24 protein-coding genes are annotated in these 23221 nt (G+C 61.7%); 6 read left to right on the top strand and 18 right to left on the bottom strand.

Annotated features, from left to right (window positions below):
- Position 1: 1 nt before the first annotated feature.
- From ACR3EL_RS04875 to ACR3EL_RS04900, 6 genes are all read right to left on the bottom strand, one after another.
- A complete protein-coding gene (locus ACR3EL_RS04875) occupies positions 2-1213 on the bottom strand; it encodes an acetyl-CoA C-acetyltransferase (protein ID WP_170337662.1) in 1212 nt (403 codons plus the stop codon).
- 10 nt (positions 1214-1223) lie between these two features.
- Positions 1224-1862 carry a glutathione S-transferase family protein gene (locus tag ACR3EL_RS04880; RefSeq protein ID WP_170337664.1) on the bottom strand — a complete coding sequence of 213 codons (639 nt, stop codon included), beginning with the start codon at positions 1860-1862 and terminating at the stop codon, positions 1224-1226.
- A 138-nt stretch (positions 1863-2000) separates the two neighbouring features.
- Positions 2001-2213 (bottom strand): hypothetical protein, encoded by a 213-nt coding sequence (locus ACR3EL_RS04885; protein WP_170337666.1) that lies wholly within the window; start codon positions 2211-2213, stop codon positions 2001-2003.
- 56 nt (positions 2214-2269) lie between these two features.
- Positions 2270-4051 (bottom strand): acyl-CoA dehydrogenase C-terminal domain-containing protein, encoded by a 1782-nt coding sequence (locus ACR3EL_RS04890; protein ID WP_170337668.1) that lies wholly within the window; start codon positions 4049-4051, stop codon positions 2270-2272.
- A gap of 47 nt (positions 4052-4098) precedes the next feature.
- The gene (locus ACR3EL_RS04895) at positions 4099-4500 is read right to left on the bottom strand and encodes a MerR family transcriptional regulator (protein WP_093962630.1); all 402 of its coding nucleotides are present in this window, start codon (positions 4498-4500) and stop codon (positions 4099-4101) included.
- 282 nt (positions 4501-4782) lie between these two features.
- Entirely contained in the window at positions 4783-5151 is a 369-nt protein-coding gene (locus ACR3EL_RS04900) for a MerR family transcriptional regulator (RefSeq protein WP_170337669.1), read from the bottom strand.
- A 113-nt stretch (positions 5152-5264) separates the two neighbouring features.
- On the opposite strand from ACR3EL_RS04900, the gene ACR3EL_RS04905 reads away from it, so the two are divergent.
- From ACR3EL_RS04905 to ACR3EL_RS04915, 3 genes are read left to right on the top strand one after another with little or no spacing between them, the layout of a single operon-like run.
- A complete protein-coding gene (locus tag ACR3EL_RS04905; protein ID WP_093962628.1) occupies positions 5265-5684 on the top strand; it encodes a PaaI family thioesterase in 420 nt (139 codons plus the stop codon).
- Between the two features lies 1 nt (position 5685).
- Positions 5686-6204, top strand: a complete 519-nt coding sequence (locus ACR3EL_RS04910; RefSeq protein ID WP_170337672.1) for a PaaI family thioesterase — start codon at positions 5686-5688, stop codon at positions 6202-6204.
- 5 nt (positions 6205-6209) lie between these two features.
- On the top strand, positions 6210-7526 hold the full coding sequence (locus ACR3EL_RS04915; protein WP_170337674.1) for an MATE family efflux transporter: 1317 nt from the start codon (positions 6210-6212) through the stop codon (positions 7524-7526).
- Here the strand turns inward: ACR3EL_RS04915 and arsC are convergent.
- Genes arsC through ACR3EL_RS04935 form a run of 4 tightly spaced genes read right to left on the bottom strand, consistent with a single transcriptional unit; the run spans position 7523 to position 9682 of the window.
- Positions 7523-7864, bottom strand: coding sequence for an arsenate reductase (glutaredoxin) (gene arsC / locus ACR3EL_RS04920; protein ID WP_170337675.1), 342 nt, complete (start codon positions 7862-7864; stop codon positions 7523-7525). The genes ACR3EL_RS04915 and arsC overlap by 4 nt on opposite strands.
- Positions 7861-8919: a quinone-dependent dihydroorotate dehydrogenase gene (locus ACR3EL_RS04925; RefSeq protein WP_170337677.1), complete on the bottom strand. Its 1059-nt coding sequence runs from the start codon at positions 8917-8919 to the stop codon at positions 7861-7863. Before ACR3EL_RS04925 ends, arsC begins: the two co-directional genes overlap by 4 nt.
- Positions 8916-9347, bottom strand: a complete 432-nt coding sequence (locus ACR3EL_RS04930) for a DUF1330 domain-containing protein (protein WP_170337678.1) — start codon at positions 9345-9347, stop codon at positions 8916-8918. The genes ACR3EL_RS04925 and ACR3EL_RS04930 overlap by 4 nt, the downstream gene beginning before the upstream one ends.
- Entirely contained in the window at positions 9344-9682 is a 339-nt protein-coding gene (locus tag ACR3EL_RS04935) for a DUF952 domain-containing protein (RefSeq protein WP_170339396.1), read from the bottom strand. Before ACR3EL_RS04935 ends, ACR3EL_RS04930 begins: the two co-directional genes overlap by 4 nt.
- 107 nt (positions 9683-9789) lie before the next feature.
- Between ACR3EL_RS04935 and ACR3EL_RS04940 the strand changes: the two genes are divergently transcribed.
- Positions 9790-11367, top strand: coding sequence for a bifunctional metallophosphatase/5'-nucleotidase (locus ACR3EL_RS04940; RefSeq protein ID WP_170337680.1), 1578 nt, complete (start codon positions 9790-9792; stop codon positions 11365-11367).
- A gap of 63 nt (positions 11368-11430) precedes the next feature.
- Here the strand turns inward: ACR3EL_RS04940 and ACR3EL_RS04945 are convergent, their stop codons facing one another.
- Positions 11431-13083, bottom strand: a complete 1653-nt coding sequence (locus tag ACR3EL_RS04945) for a tetratricopeptide repeat-containing sulfotransferase family protein (protein WP_170337682.1) — start codon at positions 13081-13083, stop codon at positions 11431-11433.
- 55 nt (positions 13084-13138) lie between these two features.
- Between ACR3EL_RS04945 and ACR3EL_RS04950 the strand changes: the two genes are divergently transcribed.
- Positions 13139-13807, top strand: a complete 669-nt coding sequence (locus tag ACR3EL_RS04950) for an SOS response-associated peptidase (RefSeq protein ID WP_170368757.1) — start codon at positions 13139-13141, stop codon at positions 13805-13807.
- Positions 13808-13858: 51 nt separating this feature from the next.
- The gene (mnmH, locus tag ACR3EL_RS04955) at positions 13859-14911 is read left to right on the top strand and encodes a tRNA 2-selenouridine(34) synthase MnmH (protein WP_170337686.1); all 1053 of its coding nucleotides are present in this window, start codon (positions 13859-13861) and stop codon (positions 14909-14911) included.
- Here the strand turns inward: mnmH and selD are convergent.
- Genes selD through ACR3EL_RS04990 form a run of 7 tightly spaced genes read right to left on the bottom strand, consistent with a single transcriptional unit; the run spans position 14902 to position 23008 of the window.
- Positions 14902-17061 carry a selenide, water dikinase SelD gene (gene selD / locus ACR3EL_RS04960; RefSeq protein ID WP_480720672.1) on the bottom strand — a complete coding sequence of 720 codons (2160 nt, stop codon included), beginning with the start codon at positions 17059-17061 and terminating at the stop codon, positions 14902-14904. The genes mnmH and selD overlap by 10 nt on opposite strands.
- Positions 17062-17065: 4 nt before the next feature.
- The gene (locus tag ACR3EL_RS04965; RefSeq protein ID WP_093962618.1) at positions 17066-17452 is read right to left on the bottom strand and encodes a Na+/H+ antiporter subunit G; all 387 of its coding nucleotides are present in this window, start codon (positions 17450-17452) and stop codon (positions 17066-17068) included.
- Between the two features lie 7 nt (positions 17453-17459).
- Entirely contained in the window at positions 17460-17729 is a 270-nt protein-coding gene (locus ACR3EL_RS04970; protein ID WP_093962617.1) for a K+/H+ antiporter subunit F, read from the bottom strand.
- Positions 17726-18223 carry a Na+/H+ antiporter subunit E gene (locus tag ACR3EL_RS04975; protein WP_093962616.1) on the bottom strand — a complete coding sequence of 166 codons (498 nt, stop codon included), beginning with the start codon at positions 18221-18223 and terminating at the stop codon, positions 17726-17728. Before ACR3EL_RS04975 ends, ACR3EL_RS04970 begins: the two co-directional genes overlap by 4 nt.
- The gene (locus ACR3EL_RS04980) at positions 18223-19779 is read right to left on the bottom strand and encodes a monovalent cation/H+ antiporter subunit D (protein WP_170402042.1); all 1557 of its coding nucleotides are present in this window, start codon (positions 19777-19779) and stop codon (positions 18223-18225) included. The genes ACR3EL_RS04975 and ACR3EL_RS04980 overlap by 1 nt, the downstream gene beginning before the upstream one ends.
- Positions 19776-20135, bottom strand: coding sequence for a Na+/H+ antiporter subunit C (locus ACR3EL_RS04985; protein WP_170337694.1), 360 nt, complete (start codon positions 20133-20135; stop codon positions 19776-19778). Before ACR3EL_RS04985 ends, ACR3EL_RS04980 begins: the two co-directional genes overlap by 4 nt.
- On the bottom strand, positions 20135-23008 hold the full coding sequence (locus ACR3EL_RS04990) for a monovalent cation/H+ antiporter subunit A (protein WP_480720675.1): 2874 nt from the start codon (positions 23006-23008) through the stop codon (positions 20135-20137). The genes ACR3EL_RS04985 and ACR3EL_RS04990 overlap by 1 nt, the downstream gene beginning before the upstream one ends.
- Between the last annotated feature and the right edge of the window lie 213 nt (positions 23009-23221).

Consider the following 23221-nt stretch of genomic DNA (forward strand, 5'->3'; position numbering starts at 1 on the left):
GTTACACACGTTCGATGATGGTTGCCGCGCCCATGCCGGATGCGATGCACAAGGTCGCCAGACCGGTTTCCTTGTCCTGGCGCTCCAGCTCGTCCAGCAGGGTGCCGATGATGATCGCGCCGGTGGCGCCCAGCGGGTGGCCCATGGCGATCGAGCCGCCATTGACGTTGACCAGCGCCGGATCGACGTCAAACGCCTGCTGGAACCGCAGAACGACCGAGGCAAAGGCCTCGTTGACCTCGAACAGGTCCAGATCGCTGATCTTCATGCCGGTTTCCGCCAGGATCTTTTCGGTCACCGGAACCGGGCCGGTCAGCATGATGGTCGGGTCGGTGCCGATCTTGGCGGTGGCCTTGATGCGGGCGCGCGGCTTCAGGCCGTATTTCTCGCCGAATTCCTTGTTGCCGATCAGAACAGCCGCCGCGCCATCCACGATACCCGAGCTGTTGCCGGCGTGGTGGATGTGGTTGATCTTTTCCAGATGCGGGTATTTCAGCATCGCCACCTTGTCGAAACCGGGCATCTGCTCGCCCATCATCTGGAACGAGGGGTTCAGCGCGCCGAGGCTCTGCATGTCGGTGCCGGGGCGCATATATTCGTCGCGGTCTAGAATGGTCAGGCCGTTGCGGTCTTTCACCGAGATCACCGACTTGGCAAAGCGGTTCTCTTCCCACGCCTTGGCCGCGCGTTTCTGCGACTCGACGGCCAGCGCGTCTGCATCGTCGCGGCTGAAACCGTATTCGGTGGCGATGATGTCGGCCGAGATGCCCTGAGGGACGAAATAGGTCTCCATCGCCAGCGACGGATCGACCGCGATGGCGGCGCCGTCGCTGCCCATGGGCACGCGGCCCATCATCTCGACGCCACCGGCGATATAGGCCTCGCCCGCGCCGCCCTTGACCTGGTTGGCGGCCAGGTTCACGGCCTCCATGCCGGATGCGCAGAACCGGTTGATCGCCAGACCGGGGATCGATTCATCCAGGTCCGAGGCCAGAACCGCGGACCGCGCCAGGCAGCCGCCCTGTTCCATTACCTGGGTGACGTTGCCCCAGATCACGTCCTCGACGGCGTGGCCTTCCAGGTTGTTGCGTTCCTTGATGGCGTTCAGGGCCACCGCCGACAGGCGCACCGAGGTCACCTCGTGCAGGCTGCCGTCCTTGCGGCCCTTGCCGCGCGGGGTGCGCAGGGCATCATAAATGTAAGCTTCGGTCATACTTCTCTCCTCAAGCTCGATCCGACGGATTGCCGGGCATCAGGTCATAGGGGTGTTTCCAGCCGGGCTGCTCGGACAGGCGGGTCAGCCAGGCGTCGATATGGGGCCATTCGGCACGGTCAAAGCCGAACGGTTCGGGGTAATACAGGTAGCCGCAGCAGCTGAGATCGGCGTTGGTCACGCTGTCGCCGACGATCCAGTCGCGTCCCTCAAGATGCGCGTTCAGCACCTGATAGGCGGCTTTCAGTCGGCCCTGGTTGAAGGCGAGCACATCCGGGTTGCGGTGCTGTTCGGGCAGAAAGTTGATCAGGAACCGGGTCATGCCAGCCATCGAGCTGAACTTGTGGTTGTCCCACAGCACCCAGCGCAGGATGTCATAGTTCTCTTCCCGCGTCTTGCCGCCGAATTTCCCGGACTTCTCGGTGACATAGGCCTGAATCGCGCCCGACTGGCTGGTCCGGAAATCTCCGTCGATCAACACCGGCGCTTCGCCCATTTCGTTGACTTCGGCGCGGTATTCGGGGGTTCGGGTCTGGCCGTTGAAGAAATCGACAAAGACCGGCTGCCATTCCAGCCCCGACATCTCAAGTGCCAAGGCAGCCTTGTATGAGTTTCCGCTTTCTCCGAAGCAATGCAGTTTTATCGTCATGCACTCACCCCTCCCAAGGCGGTTTGTACGGTTTTCGTCACGCACGTGTTTCAAGAAAGACCTGTCTCGCGGGCCGCAGCCGCGTTCGGACTTGTCTTGCTGAAAACACGCCGGGCCTGGGCCAGGCATCGGGGTCGTTTAGCGTTTGCGCGCCTCAAGCTCGGAATTGAAGATGCGCAGCCGGTGGGTCAGGTTCTCCTCGTCGATCACGCTGTTGAAATTCTCGAACAGGAATGACAGCGCCTCTCCTTCGTCCAGCCCGGCCTCGCGGGCAAAACTCTTGAGTTTTCGATACCCGTCCTCGGTCATGGCGACGGGAAAGCGGCGGGTCAGGCGAAAGCGTTTGGGCATGTCAACTCCTTGGTGAGCGCTGGTTCCGGGCGGGGTCGCCCGGAACCAGACTGGGATCAGAAGTTCGCCGCGTCCAGTGCCATCACCGTGTCGGCGCCGGTCTGGATCCGCGCGAGGTGCATGCCCGTGGCCGGCAGACGGCGCGCCATGTAGTAGCGGCCGGTGGCGATCTTGGTTTCGTAGAAGTCCTTGTCGGACGCACCGGCATCCAGCGCTTCTTGCGCGGCCTTGGCCATCTGAGCCCACATCAGGCCCAGGCAGACATGACCGAACATGTGCATGAAGTCATACGAGCCCGACAGAGCGTTGTTCGGGTTGGTCATGCCGTTCTGCATGAAATACATGCCGGCGGCCTGCAGGTCCTTCGAGGCGGCCTTCAGCGGTTCGATGAACGCCTTGTCATAGGCTTGGTCCTTGCCGCTGTTTTCCTTGCAGAAGGTTTTGACCATGTCGAAGAAGGCCATGACATGCTTGCCGCCGTCCTGCGCCAGCTTGCGGCCGACCAGGTCCAGCGCCTGAACGCCGTTGGCCCCTTCGTAGATCATGGCGATGCGGGCGTCGCGGGTGTATTGCGACATGCCCCATTCCTCGATGTAGCCATGGCCGCCATAGACCTGCTGGGCCTGAACGGTCATGTCGTAACCCTCATCGGTCAGGAAGCCCTTGATGACCGGGGTCATCAGCGAGATCAGCCCGTCGGCATCCTTGTCACCCGAACGGTGCGCCTTGTCGATCAGGGTCGCGCCCCACAGGATGAAGGCCCGCGCGCCTTCCACAAAGCTTTTCTGGTCCATCAGGTTGCGGCGGATGTCGGGATGTACGATCAGCGGATCGGCCGGGCCGTCGGGATTCTTGGCGCCGGTCACGTCGCGGCCTTGCAGGCGGTCCTTGGCGTATTCCAGCGCGTTCTGATAGGCGGCTTCGGCCTGAGCCAGACCTTGCATGCCGACACCCAAACGCGCTTCGTTCATCATGGTGAACATGGCGCGCATGCCCTTGTGTTCCTGACCCAGCAGCCAGCCGGTTGCGCCGTCATAGTTCATCACGCAGGTCGAGTTGCCGTGGATGCCCATCTTTTCTTCGATCTTGCCGACCGAAACGCCGTTGCGCTCACCCAGGCTGCCGTCTTCGTTCACCAGGAACTTGGGGACGATGAACAACGACACGCCCTTGATGCCCTCGGGGCCGCCGGGGATCTTGGCCAGCACCAGGTGGATGATGTTGTCGGCCATGTCGTGATCGCCGGACGAGATAAAGATCTTCTGGCCGGTGATCTTGTAGCTGCCATCACCCTGCGGCTCGGCCTTGGTGCGCATCAGGCCCAGATCGGTGCCGCAATGCGGCTCGGTCAGGTTCATGGTGCCGGTCCATTCACAGCTGACCATCTTGGGCAGATATGTGTCTTTCTGCGCATCGGTACCATGCGCCAGGATGGCTGAGGCCGCGCCGTGGGTCAGGCCCTGATACATCGTGAAGGCCTGGTTCGCGGCCGAGAACATCTCGCCCACGGCCGTGCCAAGAACATAAGGCATGTTCTGGCCGCCATATTCCTCGGGCATGTCCAGACCGGTCCAGCCGCCTTCCTTGACCTGCTCGAACGCATCCTTGAACCCGGTCGGGGTGTAGACGACGCCGTTTTCCAACCGGCAGCCTTCGGTGTCGCCGACCACGTTCAGCGGGTGCAGCAGGTTGACGGCGACCTTGCCGGCCTCTTCCAGAACGGCGCCCGTGAACTCGGGCTCCAGCTCATTGTAGCCCGGAATATCCGAGGCCGAGATTTTCAGAACGTCATGCAGAACGAATTGCGTGTCTTTGGTAGGCGCGTTGTAAACGGGCATTTGAAGCTCCCTTAATTCAGATGTCCGGGTGGCAGGCGGGCGAGGAGTTACTCGGCCGCCTTCTTTTCCTGTTTCATCGAGGCGATGACCTTCTCGCCCCAGCGCAACTGCTCCTTCAGATCGTCAATGGCCTGAGTCAGTTCCTCGCGGCGGGCTTCCATGTCCGCCAGACGTTCGCACGCGATTTCATAGGTGCGGGTCATCTGGGTCAGTTGCTGGTCGCCGACATGGTACAGATCCAGAAGCTGTCGAATCTCTTCCAGGCTGAAACCAAAGCGTTTGCCGCGCAGGATCAGCTTGAGTCGCGCCCTGTCACGTTTGGTGAACAGCCGTTTCTGGCCCTCACGGATCGGAAACAAAAGCTCTTTGGCTTCGTAGAACCGCAAGGTCCGCGGCGTGACGTCATAGGTCTCGCACATCTCGCGGATGGTCATAAGATCTTCGGTCATTGGTCACCCTCTCGTCGCTGGCGTCATGAGAAAGTTGCGCAGTCGATGGCCGCTTTACAACATGAGATTGACGTTTACGTAATCCAGACGCTGCGTCACAAAGAAATTGACGTAACTTCCGGTCGCGTAAAGCGGCGGGTTGGCAATTTTCTTTCCGTTGGGTCAGCCAAATCCACTGTACCGGCGCGGTTCGAAGCCGACGGGCAGGCGGCAGGGCGCCAGCCGAAAAATGCAGATTTCCGGTGTAATGAAGGATGGATTTGGGGGCTCGAACTGGCCGATTTAGGTCAGGGAGTTGGCCGTTTGATCGCGAAGGCGCTGCAACTCGTCCATAGCTTCGTCCAGTTGCTGACGCTGCTGACGCAGCTCTTCCATCTGGCGGTCGGCCATTTCGATAAAGGTAGCCATCTGGGCCTTGTTGCCTTGATCTTCGTAGATCAACAACCACTGCCGGATTTCCTCAAGTGGAAACCCGAACTTTCGGCCACGCATGATCAGCTTCATCCGCGCACGCTCGCGCGGACCGTAAAACCGGGACCGTCCTTCCCGGTCTGGCTGCAGCAGCTCGATATACTCGTAGTAGCGCAGGGTGCGCGGAGTCACGTCGAACTCGGCGCACATCTCTTTGAATGACAAACGCTTGTCGGACATTCCTGTTCTCCTCGGTTGCAACCTAGGGCGTTGTGCGGACAAGCGCAACAGGCGGGCTTGCCCTTTGCGCGCAGAGCAGATCATAAAGGGGCAGGACAACAGGACTGAACCTCATGGTCGACAAGACAGTACTCGCCCGCCAGTTCATCGAGGCGATCCCCCATGCGCGGGCCCTGGGCCTGACGCTGACCCATATCGGCGAGGGTGAGGCCGAGATCACCATGCCTTACAACGAGGATCTGATCGGCGATCCCCGCACTGGCGTGATTCACGGCGGGGCTGTGTCGGCCAGCCTGGATACTTGCTGCGGGGCTGCGGTCATGAGCCACCCGGCCGCGCCCGGCGGCACAGCCACCATCGACCTGCGCATCGACTACATGCGCGCCGCAACGCCCGGCCAGACGATCACCACCCGCGCGACCTGCTATCACATCACGCGCAACGTGGCCTTCGTGCGCGCAACCGCGATGGACGACGAACAGGATCGCCCGGTGGCCACCGCCTCGGGCGCCTTCACGGTCGAGGGGAAGTGAGATGGCAAGACCCCGTCCCGAACCGATGCAGGTGGTGAAACAGCGCCGCGACGCGGCCCTCAAGGCGCTGGTCGAGGGGGTCCCGTATATCCGGTTCCTCAACATCAGCTTCGACCGGCGCGGAGACGAACTGACCGGAGTTCTGAATTTCGACGAAAAGCTGATCGGCAACCCATTCCTGCCAGCGATTCATGGGGGCGTCACGGCGGCCTTTCTCGAGGTGACGGCGGTGATCACGCTCAGCTGGGAGCACCTGTTCCCGCGCATCGAAAGCGGTGAGATTGACGCCGAGGACATCATCTCCGATCACAGTATCCGCTTTCCCAAAACCATCGACTTTACGGTGGACTACCTGCGCTCGGGCCTGCCGCGCGATGCCTATGCGCGCGCCTTCATCAGCCGGGCAGGGCGGCGGTACGCCTCGGTGCGCGTCGAGGCCTGGCAGGACAACCACGCCAAGCTGTTCGCGCAGGCCACAGGGCATTTCCTGATGCCGCAAGAGCCTTCGGCCAAGGGCTGAGCAAAATGCGGGACGCCTCGGCACCCATTACGCACAGACGGGTGCTGAAGATCGCGGTGCCGATTGTGCTGTCCAACGCGACGGTGCCGATTCTGGGCGCTGTGGATACCGGCGTGGTCGGCCAGATGGGGCAGGCCGCCCCGATCGGCGCGGTTGGCATTGGCGCGGTCATTCTGGCCACGATCTATTGGGTGTTCGGTTTTCTGCGCATGGGCACGACCGGTCTGGCCGCACAGGCCCGAGGCGCGGGAGACACGGCCGAAACCGGTGCTCTGCTCATGCGCGGTCTGCTCTTGGGTGGCGCGGCTGGGCTGTTCTTTATCGTGGCGCAGGTGGCGGTATTCGCAGGGGCGTTCGCGCTGTCGCCCGCCAGCCCCGAGGTCGAGGCGCTGACGCGCAAATACCTCGAGATTCGGATCTGGGGCGCGCCGGCGACCATTGCGCTTTATGCCGTGACGGGGTGGCTAATCGCGGTCGAGCGCACGCGCGGCGTGTTCGTCCTGCAGGTTTGGATGAACGGGCTGAACATCCTGCTGGATTTGTGGTTCGTACTGGGTCTGGGCTGGGGCGTTGAAGGTGTGGCGGTGGCCACGCTGATTGCCGAATGGACGGGTCTGGCGCTGGGTTTGTGGTTGTGTCGCGATGCTTTCGGGGGCAATCAATGGCGCGACTGGGCGCGGATCTTCGACCCCGCCCGCCTGCGCCGGATGATGCAGGTCAATGGCGACATCATGATCCGGTCGGTCCTGCTGACCGGGTCCTTCACCACCTTTCTGTTCGTGGGCGCCGATCTGGGCGACGTGACGCTGGCCGCCAACCAGGTGCTGCTGCAGTTCCTGGAAATCACCGCCTTTGCGTTGGACGGGTTCGCCTTTTCTGCCGAGGCGCTGGTGGGCAGCGCCGTTGGGGCCAAGGACCGATACCAGGTCCGGCGCGCCTCGGTCATGGCGTCGCAATGGGGCGTCGGTGGGGCTCTGGTGCTGGGGGCCACGTTTTTTGTGGCAGGGCCCGCATTGATCGACCTGATGGCCACCGCGCCCGAGGTGCGGATCACGGCGCGCGAATACCTGATCTGGGCGGCGCTGGCCCCGGTGGTCGGTGTTGCCAGCTGGATGTTCGACGGCATCTACATCGGCGCCACCTGGACCCGCGCCATGCGCATCGCCATGATCCAGTCGGTGGCAATCTATGTGGTGGCGCTGTTCCTGCTGGTGCCGACCATGGGCAATCACGGGCTGTGGGCCGCGCTGATGGTGCTGAACACCGCCCGCGCGGTGACGCTGGGCCTGCGCTACCCCCGGCTCGAGGCGCAGGTGGCCTAGAGCAGGGTCAGCAGGGTCTCGGGCGGGCGACCGATTGCGGCCTTGTCGGTGGTGATCCCGATGGGGCGTTCGATGAGGATCGGGTTCTCGGCCATGGCGTGAACCAAGGCCTCTTCGGGTGTTTCCCTACTCAGCCCCAGTTCCTTGAACCGCGCCTCGCCCCTGCGCATCATCTCGATCGCCGGGATGCCCAACCGGGACAGCACCGCGCGCAGCTCATCCGCGCTGGGCGCGTCCTCGAGGTATCTGCGAACGGTGACTTCGGCGCCGCGGTCCTGCAGCAGGGCCAGCCCGGCGCGCGATTTTGAACAGCGTGGGTTGTGCCAGTATTCGATCACAGCCAATCCTCTCGTTTGCTGCCGACGGCGTCGGCCACCGACTTGAACCCGTCCCGCGCCAGCAGGGCGTCCAGCCCCCGCGCGATCTCGGCCGCCAGTGACAGGCCGCCATAGACCATCGCGGTATAGAACTGCACGGCCGAGGCCCCGGCGCAGATTTTGGCATAGGCCTGTTCGGCCGTGCCGATGCCACCCACGCCGATCAGCGGGATCTGCCCGTCGGTCAACTGGCTCAGCCGAGCCAGAACGCGGGTCGATTTCTCGAACAGGGGCGCGCCCGACAATCCGCCGGCCTGATCCTTGTGCAGGCTGCGCAGCCCTTCGCGCGACAAGGTCGTGTTGGTGGCGATGACACCGTCGATGCCCGTGTCACGGGCGACATCGGCGATGTCCCGCAGTTCGTCATCCGTCAGGTCGGGGGCGATCTTCAGAAACACCGGGACCCGCCGCGCCAAGGCATCGCGGGTGTCCAGCACACCTGCCAGCAGGGCGCTCAGCGCTTCTTTCCCCTGCAGGTCGCGCAGCTTTTCGGTGTTGGGTGACGAGACATTCACCGTGGCGAAATCCAGCCATTGCCCGCAATGGGCCAGCACATGCGCAAAATCCCGCGCCCGGTCGGTGCTGTCTTTGTTGGCGCCCAGGTTCAGGCCGATCACCGCGTCCTTGGGGCGGTGCGCCAGACGCCGGGCCATCGCCTCCATCCCTTCGTTGTTGAAGCCGAACCGGTTGATGGCGGCGCGGTCCTCGGTCAGTCGGAACAGGCGCGGCTGGGGGTTGCCTGGCTGCGGGCGCGGTGTGACGGCACCCACCTCGATAAACCCAAAGCCTGCGCGTGACAGCGGGCCCAGAACCTCGCCATTTTTGTCGAACCCGGCGGCCAGCCCCACCGGGTTGGGCAGGTCCAGCCCGGCAAGTTGCGTGCGCAAGCGCGTCGAGGTGACGGGACCGGGCGCCGGGGTCAGACCCGTTTTCAGCGCCTTGATCGACAGGCCGTGCGCGGTTTCTGGGTCCAGGCGATGTAGCGCGGCCAGGGCCAGTTTCTCGGTCAGTTTCATCCGAAGGACGCTCCGGTTGGGGTAGGGGCGGTGCGGATCAGGCGCGAGTCGGCCACAGCCGCCTGCCGGTGAATGACCGCCGCGCGATAGGCCGGGTGGGTCACCATCTCCAGAAACGCATGGGCCGAGGGGTAACGGGCGATGAACATCTCGTCCCACGCTTCGCCCTGCGGGCCGATCAGCGTTGTTTTGAACGTGCCGCGCCAGATGATCGAGGCCCCCAGCCGCGCGATGATTGGGGCGGTTTCGGCCCCATACCGGCGATAGGCTTCTGCGCCGCTGAGCCCCGCGCCGACCAGGTCGTGGCCTGCGGGATAGTCGGCCTTGGCGCGGAACCGCACAAGGTTCAACATTTCGATCGGGTGGTCGCGGTCCAGCGCCTTGAACGCCTCGAACTGGGCGCGGTCGGGGTCGACATGGCCGGTCATTGCATCTCCTTGGGGAAGAGGTGCGCGCCGTTTTCCAGCGGCAGCGGCTTGGCCCAGACCACATCCGCCAGGCGCATGTTGCGATAGAGATGTGGGAACAAGGCCCCGCCGCGCGAGACCTCCCATTTCAGATCATCGCCCATTTTCTGGGCATCGCAGGCCACGAGGGTCAGGTTTTCGGCCCCGGCAAAGTGCTTGGCCGCGGTTTCCGCCGCCTGTTCTGCGGTGGAAAAATGAACGAACCCATCCGCCACATCGACCGGCGCGCCCCGGGTTTCGCCCTGTGCCTGCAGAGCCGCCCATTCTTCGGCCCGGAATATCTTATAGATCAGCATGGCGCCGTGATGCCCCGCGCGCGGGATGGAATCAAGCCGCATTTCCCCCTTTGACTCTTTGTCGCCCTCGGCGCACGATCCTGACAATCAATAACAGGGAGTTTCAAATGATTACCCGTTTCCTGACATCCGTGGCGGCCCTTGGTCTGACTGCAGGCATGGCGGCGGCCGACTACAAGCTGACCATTCTGCACACCAACGACTTCCATTCCCGGTTCGAGCCGATCAACAAATATGACAGTGGCTGTGGCGCCGAGGACAATGCCGAGGGCAAATGCTTCGGCGGTTCGGCGCGACTGGTGACCGCGGTCAACGACGCCCGCGCGCGGGCCGAAAACTCGATCCTCGTGGACGGCGGCGACCAGTTCCAAGGGTCCTTGTTCTATACCTACTACAAGGGCAAAGTCGCGGCCGAGTTCATGAACAAGCTGGGCTATGACGCGATGACCGTGGGGAACCACGAATTCGATGATGGCCCCGAGGTTCTGGCCGGTTTCGTCGATGCGGTCGAATTTCCGATTCTGATGTCGAATGCGAACATCGAGAACGAGGAACTTCTGACTGACCGGATCAAGAAATCGACCGTGATCGAAGTGGGTGGAGAGAAGATTGGCCTGATCGGCCTGACCCCCGAAGACACCGACGAGCTGGCCTCACCCGGTCCGAATGTCGTGTTCTCAGATCCTGTTCCGGCGGTTCAGGCCGAGGTGGACAAGCTGACGGGGGAAGGCATCAACAAGATCATCGTGCTCAGCCATTCGGGCTATGGCGTCGACCAGCGGGTCGCGCAGGAAACCACGGGTGTTGACGTGATCGTGGGCGGACACTCGAACACCTACCTGTCGAACACTTCGGACAAGGCCGCCGGGCCGTACCCGACCGTGGTGAACGGGGTGCAGATCGTTCAGGCCTATGCCTACGGCAAGTTCCTGGGCGAGCTGAACGTGACCTTCGATGACGACGGCAACGTGGTTCAGGCGGTCGGTGAGCCGCTGATCATGGACAACACCGTGACCGAGGATCAGGCTGCCCTGGATCGCATCGCAGAACTGGCCAAGCCGCTGGACGAGATCCGCAACAAGGTCGTGGCCAACGCCGCGGCTCCGATCGAAGGTGATCGGTCGATCTGCCGCGTGCAGGAATGCGAGATGGGTAACCTGGTGGCCGATGCCATGCTGGCGCGGGTCGCCGATCAGGGCGTTCAGATCGCCATCGCCAACTCGGGTGGCTTGCGCGCCTCGATCGACGCGGGCGACGTGACCATGGGCGAGGTGTTGACCGTTCTGCCCTTCCAGAACACGCTCTCGACCTTCGAGATCAGTGGGCAGGGTATCATTGATGCGCTGGAAAACGGCGTCAGCCAGGTAGAAGAGGTCAAGGGTCGCTTTCCGCAGGTGGCAGGGCTGAAATTCACCTGGGATCCGTCGGTTTCCCCCAACGAAGGCCGCGTGACCGAGGTCATGGTGGCCGAGGGTGATGGCTATGTACCAATTGATCCGGCCAAGACCTATCTGGTGGTGACCAACAACTATGTCCGCAACGGTGGCGACGGGTACAAGATGTTCTCTGGCGAGGACAAGAATGCCTATGACTTCGGTCCCGATCTTGCGGATGTGACCGCGGAATACCTTGCGGCCAATGCACCTTACACGCCCTATCTGGATGGACGTATCCAGCAGAAGTGATTGCTGACACAAAGAAAGAAAAGGCCGCATCCCCGGATGCGGCCTTTTTTGTTGGGTTTCGGCTTAATCGAATTCGTACTCGGGCCACAGTTCGGGGTCGAAACCGTCCAACATGGGCCGGATATAATCCGCAACCTGACGCCAGCCGCCAACCGATTTGGTCGAGATTTTGTTGCGCACTTGGTCGATACTGGCCGTACGCACCTGTTTCTTGTTTTCTTCCGGGTGCATCATGCTTTCGCGCCATTCGATCCCGCAGAATTCTGCAACCTGCTTGCTGTAGGTCTCGGGATCGGCCACCAGTTTTTCGTAGGGCACCGTCAGGATGCGATCACCGAAGATGGCGTCCCAATGCTGCATGTAGCGGCGATACATGTTGGCCGAGTGCGCGATCGAGTTCAGGTTCGATGCGTACCGCATACCGGCCGCGGGAAAACGCCGGATCCATTTCGACAGGCCGACGTCCCGAGGGTCACGCAGCATGTTGATGATCTTGGCGTTGGGGAACGCTGCCAAAAGAAAACCAACCCGCTGGTAGTTGTGCGGCATTTTGTCGACGAAAGCGATCGAGCTCTCGGGGATCGGGGGCATCAACTCGCGGAAATGCTTGGCGAATTCCGCAGCTTCGGCGTCCGAGAATGCCTTCTTTTCGTTCGAGTATGGCGCCGAAAGGTCGGTTGCGAGGGTCAGCTCTCCACATCCCGCGATGTCGGGGGCGGAACTCAGCATCATTTCCATCAAGGTGGTGCCCGACCGAGGCTGTCCGATCACGAAAATCGGCAGGGGCATTTCCTCGATCCCGGAACTTGGGACCGACGCGCTGTCGGGGAACAGGCCGCAGATTCGGCGTAGTTTGCGCTCTTCTTCTTCGAAATCGTATGGGTTTTCGTCGTGCTGCACCCTGTTTGCGACTGCAAACTGCGCGAGGGCGGCCTCCAGCCCACCGATCTTCGATTGAAGCTGTGCCAGCGTGAACTCCAGAGTCGAATTGGGATGTTTCCGCTTTGCGATCGCAGCCTCGACCCGGGGCAACAATGCTTCGGCCTGTTCGGCGTCTACCATCGACGACAATTGGAACAACGCCGATGCGTGATACGGATCCTTGTCCAAAACACGCCACAAAATGTCAGTACAGCCCTTCTTGTCGCCAGCCTGGTGCAGGTCCACCGCTCGGCGGAAGGCGATTTCGATGCTGTCGGGATCCAGCTCGTATGCACGCGCAATATCGGCCGAGGCCGCATCCACGAAGCCGACGCGCCCATAGGCCCTGCTGCGGGTGGACAGCAGCTTGGGGTTGTCTGGATCGGTCATCAGGCGCTTGGTGGCGTTCTCGATGATGCTGCGCCAGTTCTTGCCCTTGAGCGTGATTTCATCGATCACCCGGACGATCTCGCGGTTGCCGGGCATCTTTTCGGCCATCTTTTCGGCATAGGCCAACGCTCGCGCGATCTGGCCGGTCTGCATCAGGGCATTCGCGATGTTTTCGACGAATTGCGGGTCGTCCGGTTTCAGGCGGGCGGCTTCCTGGAAATGCGGCAGCGATTTCTTGTACTGCTTCATCTCGGTCAGAACGAACCCGGCAATCGCGTGGTAGTCCGCGTCATTCGGGAATTTCTTGATGCCGAGCGTAGCTTTCTTCAGAGCCTGAGGAAGCTTGCCGGAGTCCAGATCCGCCACCGCCTTGGCCTTGAGGGAATTTGGTGCTTGATTTGTCATCTGACTGCGCGAGACCCTGTGCCTGATTGAAACTTTTGTTGTTGGTTCATTACCCATGTGCGGACGGTTTGCAATAACTCTTCCCAACGATGCCATGGCGCAGCTGTTTGCTGCGCGGCCATCAAACGCATTGCCGGACGTGCCCAACTACAACATCTGCCCGACAAATCAGGTGCATGTCGTGCGCGCCGGAGAGGGAGGGCGGCAATTGGACCCGCTGCGATGGGGTTTCTTGCCACATTGGTACAAAACCCAAAATGACGGTCCGCTGCTGATCAACGCGCGCGCCGAAACTCTGGCCCAGAAGCCGGCCTTTCGCGCAGCCTGCCGCGATCGGCGTTGTCTGATCGTGGCCACGGGTTTCTACGAATGGACCAAGACACAGGACGGTGCGCGGCTGCCTTGGTACTTTTACCGCAGCGATGGTGCGCCCATCGCCTTTGCCGGGATTTGGCAGAACTGGGGCGAGGGCGAGGCGCGGCAGGCGACCTGCGCGATCGTCACGACCGCAGCCAACGACAATGTGCGTGCGGTGCATCACCGGATGCCGTTGATCATCGAACCGGCGGATTGGGCCTTGTGGCTGGGCGAGGTCGGCAAGGGGGCAGCCCGCCTGATGAAACCCGGCGCCGAGGATGTGTTGCAGTTTCACAGGGTCGGCACGGCCGTAAACTCCAACCGGGCCAGCGGGCCGGACCTTATCGCGCCCGAAGCCGATGAATGACATCAGCGGGGCCTTCTTTTCTTTTGCCATCCTGCGCGCTAAACCCCTGTCATGGCCCTGAAATTCTCAAACCTGCCGCAGCTGTACGCGCATCCGTTCGATACGATCATCGATGTGCGCAGCCCGGCAGAGTTTGCCGAGGACCATCTGCCCGGCGCCATCAACCTCCCGGTTCTGGACAATGAGGAACGCGCATGTGTCGGCACGATCTACGTTCAGCAGAGCCCGTTTCTGGCGCGCAAGCTGGGGGCCGCGTTGGTGTTCCGCAACGCCGCCACCCATATCGAGACGCAACTCAGCCACCACGAGGGCGGTTGGCGACCTCTGGTCTATTGCTGGCGCGGCGGTCAGCGTTCGGGATCCTTCACTTGGATGCTGCAGCAGATCGGCTGGCGAGCCGAGGTGATCGAGGGCGGATACCGCAGCTATCGGCGTCTGGTGAAGCAGTACCTCTACGATGACCCGCTGCCGTTCAAGCTGGTGGCGTTGGATGGCTACACCGGCACTGCAAAAACGGAACTTCTGGCCCAGTTGCAAACGCGCGGGGTGCAGGTTCTGGATCTCGAAGCGTTGGCCAATCACCGCGGTTCGCTGCTGGGCGAGCAACCCGGCGGACAACCCAGCCAGAAAGCGTTCGAATCTGCCTTGGCTTCGGCCATGTGCGCCCTTGATCCGGCACGGCCCGTATTGGTCGAGGCCGAGTCGTCAAAAATCGGTTCGTTGATCCTGCCCCCAGCGGTCTGGCAGAGCCTGTGCCAAGCGCCGCGAATACTTGTCACGGCAGATATCGAGGCGCGAACGGACTATCTGGTCGCTGCCTATGACGACATTCTGTCTGATGCCGAGCGTTTGCGGGACCGCCTGTCGCCGCTGCGGTTTCACCGGGGGCATGATGTCGTGGATGCGTGGATGGCTCAGATTGCCGAGGGCAACAAGACGGCCCTGACGCGCGCCTTGATGGAGCAGCACTATGACCCGGCTTACGAAAAGTCGCGGAGAAACCACCAGTTTGATGTGATCGCGCGCGTGCATGCCGCGTCCTTGACCACGGACGGGCTGGATCAGGTCGCGTCGGAAATCGAAGGGGTTGTGGTTCAGCTCTGAAGGCGCAGGCCGGGTGTGTCGCTCAATACTCCGATGACTGCAGCCGGGTAACCAGCGGCACGCAAATGGTCGCAGATTTTTCGTGCGTCGTCGGCCGAAACGGCAGCCAGCAACCCACCTGCGGTTTGAGGATCGAACAGCAGATCGGCCTTGCCGCCGATTGGAACTTCGGGCGCGATGGAACGATTGTCGTTGAACAAGCTGGACCGGAGCCCTTGCTGGCTAAGCTCCAGGGCACCCGCCATGACCGGGACTGCGTCGAGGTTCAGGACTGCGCCGCAGTTGGATGCCTCGCACAGTCCAACGAGATGCCCGGCCAGTCCGAACCCGGTGACGTCGGTCATGGCATGGGCCTGGGCCAGAATGCGTGCGGCGTCACCCTGCGGCTGCGTCATGTGGTCATAGGCGGCCACTACCCACTCGCCGTTGGCTTGCCCAGCCATTTCCGCGGCCATCAGGACTCCGCTGCCAATCGGTTTGGTCAGGATCAACACATCACCGGGCCGCCCGCCGGACAGGGTGATCGGATCAGACTGGCACAAACCTGTGATGGTGAAGCCGATGGTAAGCTCATCGCCCATCGAGCTATGGCCGCCGACGATCTCAGCCCCGGCGCCGCGCATGACTTCGGTCGCGGTTTGCATGATTTCAGCCATGGTGCGGTGTTGCAGCTGGGAGGACATGCGCGGCAGGATCAGTGTGGCCGTCGCGGCCTGTGGGGTCGCACCCATCGCCCAGATGTCCCCCAGTGCGTGAATGGCCGCGATGCGGGTCATCAGAACAGGGTCCGGAACGACACTGCGCAAATGATCTGACGTCAGCACCTGCCGGACGCCTCCAAAGGTCAACACCGCTGCATCATCGCCGGGCAGGGGTGTGATATCTGGACGGTCGGATCGCTGTACCGCGGATAGCGCGGCCTGCAAGGCGCCGCGACCTACCTTGGCGCCGCAACCGCCGCACATGGGCTTGTCGCCCAGAGCATCGCGCAGTCCATCCGCATGGTGACGGGGAATTGCGGGGGCTGACATCTGGGGCAGCTCACGAAAGCGACGCATGAACTTCTGGTCGATATGGTTTTTCCACCGCCACATCACAGGTCCGCTGAATGACGTCCCAAAGCGCTCGGCCAGTGCCGAGCGTTCCCCCAGCGAGACCAGCTTCAGGTAATCCTTCTGCGGCTTGTACCGGCGCATGGTTCCAGCCCCGAGAGCTGCGCGCAGGTTGTTGAAGAGAACGGGAGCCTCTCGTACGGCAAAGACGCCAGCCTTGGGGCGCGGCGTGTCATCCAGATGAGCGCAGTCGCCGACTGCGAAGACCGATGGATCGCTGGACTGCAAATACCCGTTCACTCGGATAAAGCCGTCTTGCAGGTCCAGTCCGGTCAGACCGATCCAGTCATAGGGGCGGGCGCCCGCCGCGCCAGTTGTGAAATCGGCCGTGATGTGACGCCCATCGGTCAGTTGCACGCCTTCGGGTGTGATTTGCGCAATTTTGGCCTGTTCGATGCAATCGATGCCAAGCTGTTCCATCGCCCGCCGAATGGTCTGGGCGGCCTTGGGGTTTATCGCGGTCAGAATTTGCGCCTTGTCGATCAGAGTGACCGTTGCTTGCCGACCCTTGGCGCGCAGAGCATGGGCCATGGCCATCGCCAGTTCGACGCCCGCTACACCGCCGCCAATGACCGCCACCGAAGCGGGGTCGGTTGTCTCCAGGTACTGGGCCCATTTTGCGGCAAAGGGACCAAGAGGTTTTGCAGGGATGGCATGTTCCGTGAACCCGGGCAAAGACGGCATGTCCGATGTGATTCCGACATTGATTGAGGCGACATCGAAAGCGACATCAGGGTGATCGGCCACATTCAACAGCCGCCGGTTCAGGTCCAGGCCGATCGCGGCACCCAGAATGATCCGGGCCCCCGCAAACCGTGCCAGCCGGATAAGATCGATGTCCAGGTCGCGGCGCGCGTAGTGCCCCGCGACATATCCGGGCAACATCCCGGAATAGGGCGCGGTCGGGCCAGGATTGATCACGGTCAACCGCGCGCCGGGTAGGGGGTTCATCCCCCATTTCCGAAGGAAAAGCGCGTGCGTATGACCTCCGCCCACCAGAACCAGATCGCGGGTAAGTGGCAACGAAGGTGTTTTCATGAAGTCAGTTCGCGCTGTGATCCGGGACGTCTTCGACCTGCTCGACCGCGTGGGTGGCCCAGAGCTTGTCTTCGCCCGCGTCCGGCAGATCTTCGGGGGCTTCATGGCGATGAATGTGCCACTTGGCAATGAACAGAGCCGTGATCGGAGCCGTCAGAAACAGGAACAGCGTGATCAGCAGTTCATGCATGGAAAGGCGCTGCTCGATCAGGATCGAATGAAAGATCGAGGCCAGCAACACACCGCCCACGCCCAGCGTGGTGGCTTTGGTCGGGGCGTGCAGCCGCGACATCGGATCCTTCAGCTTGATCATGCCGAATGACCCGACAAAGCCGAAAATCCCTGAAACGATCAGGAAAAATGCAATCAGAAGCTCGAAGATGAATTCCATGGCGGCCTCACTCGATGATGTTGCCGCGCAGCATAAAGCGCGCATAGGCCACGGTCGAAACAAAGCCCAGCATGGCAATGATCATGGCGGCTTCGAAAAAGATCTCGGTGCCCAGATGCAGGCCGTACAGGATCATTAGGGCGATGGTGTTGATCACCATCGTATCAAGGGCGAGCACTCGCGTCCCCACACCATCGGCGGTGATGATCCGCCACAGGCACATCATGATCGCGGCCCCAAAGCAGGCAAAGGCAAAATAGATTGCATATTCGATCATTCGAAAATCTCCTTCAGGCGGCGCTCGTAACGCTGCTTGATCTGGTCTCGTACCGCGCCCGGATCCGGAGCGTCCAGGCAATGGACCAGCAGACAATGCCCTTGGGCCGAGAGGTCGCAACTGACGGTGCCCGGAGTCATGGTGATGGTTCCAGCCAGTACCGTAATCGCTTCGGGTGTGCGCAGTTCCAGCGGGATTGAGATCCAGTTCGGCTGTCTGTCCGCGTCGCGTTTGAACAGGATGATGCGTGCCACGGTCACGTTGGCCACCACGATGTCCCACAGAACTACGATCATGTACTCAACGACCATGGGCCAGTTCCGCAGGACGGGCCGGTCGGGCCAGTAGGGTTGGGTGATGAAGGGAATGATGATCCCCAGAAGCAATCCAAACACCAACGAGTTCAGTGAGGGCGCGTTGGCCAACAGCACCCAGACCAGAGTCAGCAGGAAGCTCAGATGCGGGTGGGGGAATATCCGGCGCAGCAGTTTCATCAGTCTTCCCTTCCCAATACGGCCGAGATGTACTGTTCCGGCGCAAACAGTTGCGCGGCGGTCTTGCGAGTGTAGTCCAGCGAGGGCCCGGCGAACAGGGTCAGCAGGACGAGGCCCAGAACCACTCCGAACACCGAGGTGAACGCCAGCCCCGGCTGCGGTTCAGGCGCGGGCCGGTGCGGGGGTTCATCATCGTTGGTGGCCTCGGTTTCGGGTTCCGGTTCGATCTGGGTGCTGGCGTCATAGCTTTTCCAGAAGATCAGGGACCCGGCGCGAGCCAGTCCCACGATGGTGACGAAGGACCCGATCAGAACGACCGCCCAGACTGCGGTGGCATCCGGCGCATACCAAGACGCATCCAGCACCAGAAGCTTGCCGATGAACCCCGACAACGGCGGCATGCCCGCCATCGCTATGGCTCCTACGAAGAACAGCGCCGAGATCAGCCCGCTTTGCGGCATCGGCGGGCGGGGCGCAATGGCCCCTCCTCGACGTTCCATCACCAGATCGGCCACCAGGAACAGCAGTGCGGTCGCAAGGGTTGAATGGTAGACGTAGTACAGAGCGGCGGCTGTGGCCGTCTCGGTGAACAAGGAAATAGCCACCAGCAGCGTTCCCATCGAGGCGATGGCGCAAAACGCAACCATGCGCGCGATGTGCCGCGTGCCCAGAATACCGATCGAGCCGATGGCAAGGGTCACCAGCGCGGCAGGTTGTAGCCAGTCACCAACCAGTCCTTCGGTGACGGCAACATCCGGGCCGAATGCCAAAGTATAGACCCGCAGGATCGAATAGGCCCCCACCTTGGTCATGATCGCAAACAGCGCGGCAACTGGCAGCGGCGCGTTGGCATAGCTGGCCGGCAGCCAGAAATGCAGCGGCAGGACAGCGGCCTTGATGCAGAAGACCAGCAGCAGAAGAACCGCACCCACGCGCAACAGGGCGGTGTCTTCGACCGGAATTTCCGCGACGCGCACGGCCAGGTCGGCCATGTTCAGGGTACCGGTAACCGAATAGATCGTGCCCAATGCAAACAGGAACAGAGTTGACCCCAAGAGGTTGTAGGTGACGTATTGCACCCCGGCCTTCAGGCGTACCGCGCCGCCGCCATGGGTCATCAGGCCGTAGGAGGCGATCAGCAATACCTCAAAAAACACGAACAGGTTGAAAGCGTCGCCGGTCAGGAAGGCGCCGCAGACACCCATCAGCTGGAATTGGAACAGCGGATGAAAGTGGTTGCCGCGTTCGTCCCATCCGGACGCGATGGCGTACAGCACGACAGGCAAGGCCAGCAACGCCGTCAGCAACACCATCATCGCGGACAGTCGGTCAAGGACCAGAACAATGCCAAACGGGGCCGGCCAATCACCCAGCTCGTAGACATGAATCTCGCCGCCCGCTGCCTGCGCAGTGATGGTCAGTGCGATGCCGAGCAGACCCACCACACCGGCGACTGAAAAGATACGCTGCAGGTCCAGATGGTACCGCAGAACCATGATGATGAAGGGGGCCAGGATCGCGGGCAGGACGATCGGCGCAACGATCCAGTGGTTCATGCGTCTTCTCCTGCGTCATCCACGCTGTCCTGCGCGGCCATGTCTATATGGTCATCCTTCGACGACAGGTAGGCGCCCAGAGCGATCATCACGATCACAGCTGTCATCCCGAACGAGATCACAATCGCCGTCAGAACAAGGGCCTGCGGCAATGGATCGGTATAGGGAACCTCTTCGTATTTGTTCAGAACTGCAGGCGCGTTCACGGCCAGCCGTCCCGTGGCGAACAGGAACACGTTGACCGCATAGGTCAGCAGAGACAGGCCCAGGATGACCGGAAAGGTCCGACGGCGCAGGATCAGAAAGATCCCTGCGGCGGTCAGAACGCCAACGGCCGATGCGACGAGTGCTTCCATCAGCCCTGCTCCTTCGCTTTTTCTTGTTCTTCGGCCAGATCATCCCGCAACGGGTTGATGTCCATCGGGAATTCCTGCGCCATGCCCGGCCGCCACGCGAACCGCGACAGGCTGTCAAGAGCCAGCATTACGGCGCCCAGAACGGCCAGGAACACGCCTGTGTCGAACAGCATGGCCGTGGCCCATTCGAACTCTTCCAGCGGTGGCCAATGCAGATAGCCGAAATCGCTGGTCAGGAAGGGCCGCTCGTTGAACCAGGCGCCCAAACCCGTGGCTGCAGCGATCAAAACGCCCCAGCCGATTGTGCCATGGTAGTAGAACCGCTGCCGCTCGATCGCCCAGGTATAGCCACTGGCCATGTACTGCATCAGGAAGGCGATCGCGACCACCAGACCGGCGATGAACCCGCCTCCGGGCTGGTTGTGCCCCCGGAAGAAGATGTAGGCGCCCACCATAAGGGCGATCGGCATCATCACACGTGTGGCAACAACCATCATCAGCGGGTGTGAGTCACCTGACTGGGGCCAGTGCGGTTTGCGGTTCAGCAGGTAGGCGCGGACACTGGTGCCCAGCACGGCCTCGGTCAGGGCAAAGATGATCAAGGCCGCGATCCCCAGCACGATGATCTCGCCGAAGGTATCAAATCCCCGGAAGTCCACCAGGATCACGTTGACCACGTTGGTGCCTCCGCCACCCTTGTAGGAATTGGCCAGGTGGAACTCCGAAATCGTCGGGAAGGCGAAATCGCGCAGCATGAGCGCATAGATCAAGCCCCCGGCGCCGATACCGGCCACTACCGAAATGGCGGCATCACGCCAACGCCGTGCCGCGCTGCTGTCCCATGGGGTCTCGGTCGGCAGGAAATTCAGCGACAGCAGCAGCAGTATCATCGTGACGACTTCGACCGAGATCTGCGTCAGGGCTAGATCAGGCGCGGACAGATAGTTGAAGGCCATCGACACGATCAGGCCGACGACACCGATCAAAACAAGCGACAGCAAACGGTTCCGGTGGAACCACATGATGCCCATCGTCGCCACGATCAGGCACAGCCAGCCGATGATCGGAATGATTGGAGCCGGCAGCGGAACCCGCGTTTCCACGCCAATCGTGCCGGTCGAATAGGCATAGTATCCAAGGCCGACCGTAAAGGCGATCAGGATGATCGCATAGCGGCTGATGACACCGTTGTGCAGCTCGTCCGTGATCCACCGGCTGGCGGCGGTCAATCCGCCGATCACGGCGTCGAAGATGGTCTTGGCCTCGGGGCGGGGCAGGATATTCCAGACCTGCTCGCCGCGGCGGTGCAAAGCCAACAGGAAGAGGCCGCCAAAAGTTGCGACGATCGACATGTACAAGGCAGGCGTGAACCCGTGCCACAGCTTCAGTGAGTAATAGGGCAGCTTCTCGCCGCCGATCACTGCGGAAGACACAACCGCAACCAAGGGGCCGACGATGGCGGCCGAGTTCAGGCCGATCAGCACGACCAGCACGACCAGGAATGCCGGAGCCAGCCACAGCCCCACCGGCGGGTCATGCGGGTGCGCAGGGTAATCCTCGCGTTCAGGGCCCAGAAAGACGTGGGACACGAACCGGAAGGAATATGCGGCAGAGAAGATCGCGGCTACCAGGGCAAGGGCTGGCACCAGATAGTGCGAGTTTCGCCAGACCGTGTGCACGGTTTCTTCCAGCATCATTTCCTTCGACAGGAATCCGTTCAAAGGTGGAATCCCTGCCATGGACAATGCGGCGATTGTTCCAATCGAAAAGGTGATCGGCATCAAATGGCGCAGGCCGCCCAGGCGCTTGATGTCCCGGGTGCCGGTTTCGTGGTCCACGATCCCGGCGGTCATGAACAGGGCGGCCTTGAAGGTGGCGTGGTTGATGATGTGAAAGATGGCGGCCACGACCGCGATCTTGGTGCCAAAGCCCAGCAGCATCGTGACCAGCCCCAGATGCGACACCGTCGAAAAGGCCAGCAACGCCTTGAGGTCATCCTTGAACAGCGCGATCACCGCGCCGATCAGCATGGTCACCAGGCCGGTGGTGGCGACGATGTAGAACCACGCCTCGGTTCCGGCCAGAACCGGCCACATGCGCGCCATCAGAAACAGGCCAGCCTTCACCATCGTGGCCGAGTGCAGATAGGCCGAAACCGGCGTTGGAGCGGCCATTGCATGCGGCAGCCAGAAATGGAACGGGAACTGGGCCGACTTGGTGAAACATCCCAGCAGGATCAGTATCAACGCCGGCAGGTAGTAGGGCGAAGACTGGATCAGTTCGCGGTTCTGGAGGATCACGCTCAGGTCATAGGACCCCACGATATTGCCGAGGATCAGCATCCCCGCGATCATCGCCAGCCCGCCGGACCCGGTGACCGCCAGCGCCATCCGCGCGCCCTGGCGGCCTTCGGGCAGGTGTTTCCAATAGCCGATGAGCAAGAACGAACTGAGCGAGGTCAATTCCCAGAAAATCAGCAAAAGCAGTATGTTGTCGGACAGAACGATACCGACCATCGCGCCCTGGAACAACAGGAGATAGGTATAGAATTGCCCCATTGGGTCTTCACGCGACAGGTAGAACCGCGCGTACAGGATGATCAGCAGACCAATGCCGAGGATCAGCAGCGCGAACAGAAATCCCAGCCCGTCCAGCATGAAATTGGCGTTCAACCCCAGCCCCGGAATCCAGTCGAACCGAGCGGTGACCACCGTGCCGTTCATGACGTCCGGGATATGAATCAGCAGCCCCATCAAGGCCAGAAACGTGGTCAATCCCGCTGCCGATGCGGCCGCGTTGCGCCCGGCGCGGATCAACAGGGCGGGAAAGACAGCTCCGAGGAAGGGAAGGGCCGCGATAAGGAATAGGGACAACTGCGATACTCCGGGCTGAGCGGTCAGGGTGCTGTTGATTTTGTAAGGATAATTTATTGACTGTCCAGCTATTGCAAGTTTTTCACCTTGCACTACACCGCTCGGATTTTTGGCCAAAGCCTGCGCGAAAATGACGCGAACTTGATCTGCGCCCTGCTTTTCGGCGCAGCGTCGGAGGCGGACCCGTGATAAAACCGGCTTGGAGAAACCGGA

Source organism: Ruegeria sp. BJ3, from assembly GCF_056535665.1.

What these genes read in the sequence shown, in the direction of transcription:
- ACR3EL_RS04875 (WP_170337662.1), bottom strand. Translation starts at nt 1,213, where the DNA reads ATGACCGAAGCTTACATTTATGATGCCCTGCGCACCCCGCGCGGCAAG.
- ACR3EL_RS04880 (WP_170337664.1), bottom strand. Translation starts at nt 1,862, where the DNA reads ATGACGATAAAACTGCATTGCTTCGGAGAAAGCGGAAACTCATACAAG.
- ACR3EL_RS04885 (WP_170337666.1), bottom strand. Translation starts at nt 2,213, where the DNA reads ATGCCCAAACGCTTTCGCCTGACCCGCCGCTTTCCCGTCGCCATGACC.
- ACR3EL_RS04890 (WP_170337668.1), bottom strand. Translation starts at nt 4,051, where the DNA reads ATGCCCGTTTACAACGCGCCTACCAAAGACACGCAATTCGTTCTGCAT.
- ACR3EL_RS04895 (WP_093962630.1), bottom strand. Translation starts at nt 4,500, where the DNA reads ATGACCGAAGATCTTATGACCATCCGCGAGATGTGCGAGACCTATGAC.
- ACR3EL_RS04900 (WP_170337669.1), bottom strand. Translation starts at nt 5,151, where the DNA reads ATGTCCGACAAGCGTTTGTCATTCAAAGAGATGTGCGCCGAGTTCGAC.
- ACR3EL_RS04905 (WP_093962628.1), top strand. Translation starts at nt 5,265, where the DNA reads ATGGTCGACAAGACAGTACTCGCCCGCCAGTTCATCGAGGCGATCCCC.
- ACR3EL_RS04910 (WP_170337672.1), top strand. Translation starts at nt 5,686, where the DNA reads ATGGCAAGACCCCGTCCCGAACCGATGCAGGTGGTGAAACAGCGCCGC.
- ACR3EL_RS04915 (WP_170337674.1), top strand. Translation starts at nt 6,210, where the DNA reads ATGCGGGACGCCTCGGCACCCATTACGCACAGACGGGTGCTGAAGATC.
- ACR3EL_RS04925 (WP_170337677.1), bottom strand. Translation starts at nt 8,919, where the DNA reads ATGAAACTGACCGAGAAACTGGCCCTGGCCGCGCTACATCGCCTGGAC.
- ACR3EL_RS04930 (WP_170337678.1), bottom strand. Translation starts at nt 9,347, where the DNA reads ATGACCGGCCATGTCGACCCCGACCGCGCCCAGTTCGAGGCGTTCAAG.
- ACR3EL_RS04935 (WP_170339396.1), bottom strand. Translation starts at nt 9,682, where the DNA reads ATGCTGATCTATAAGATATTCCGGGCCGAAGAATGGGCGGCTCTGCAG.
- ACR3EL_RS04940 (WP_170337680.1), top strand. Translation starts at nt 9,790, where the DNA reads ATGATTACCCGTTTCCTGACATCCGTGGCGGCCCTTGGTCTGACTGCA.
- ACR3EL_RS04945 (WP_170337682.1), bottom strand. Translation starts at nt 13,083, where the DNA reads ATGACAAATCAAGCACCAAATTCCCTCAAGGCCAAGGCGGTGGCGGAT.
- ACR3EL_RS04950 (WP_170368757.1), top strand. Translation starts at nt 13,139, where the DNA reads ATGTGCGGACGGTTTGCAATAACTCTTCCCAACGATGCCATGGCGCAG.
- mnmH (WP_170337686.1), top strand. Translation starts at nt 13,859, where the DNA reads ATGGCCCTGAAATTCTCAAACCTGCCGCAGCTGTACGCGCATCCGTTC.
- selD (WP_480720672.1), bottom strand. Translation starts at nt 17,061, where the DNA reads ATGAAAACACCTTCGTTGCCACTTACCCGCGATCTGGTTCTGGTGGGC.
- ACR3EL_RS04965 (WP_093962618.1), bottom strand. Translation starts at nt 17,452, where the DNA reads ATGGAATTCATCTTCGAGCTTCTGATTGCATTTTTCCTGATCGTTTCA.
- ACR3EL_RS04970 (WP_093962617.1), bottom strand. Translation starts at nt 17,729, where the DNA reads ATGATCGAATATGCAATCTATTTTGCCTTTGCCTGCTTTGGGGCCGCG.
- ACR3EL_RS04975 (WP_093962616.1), bottom strand. Translation starts at nt 18,223, where the DNA reads ATGAAACTGCTGCGCCGGATATTCCCCCACCCGCATCTGAGCTTCCTG.
- ACR3EL_RS04980 (WP_170402042.1), bottom strand. Translation starts at nt 19,779, where the DNA reads ATGAACCACTGGATCGTTGCGCCGATCGTCCTGCCCGCGATCCTGGCC.
- ACR3EL_RS04985 (WP_170337694.1), bottom strand. Translation starts at nt 20,135, where the DNA reads ATGGAAGCACTCGTCGCATCGGCCGTTGGCGTTCTGACCGCCGCAGGG.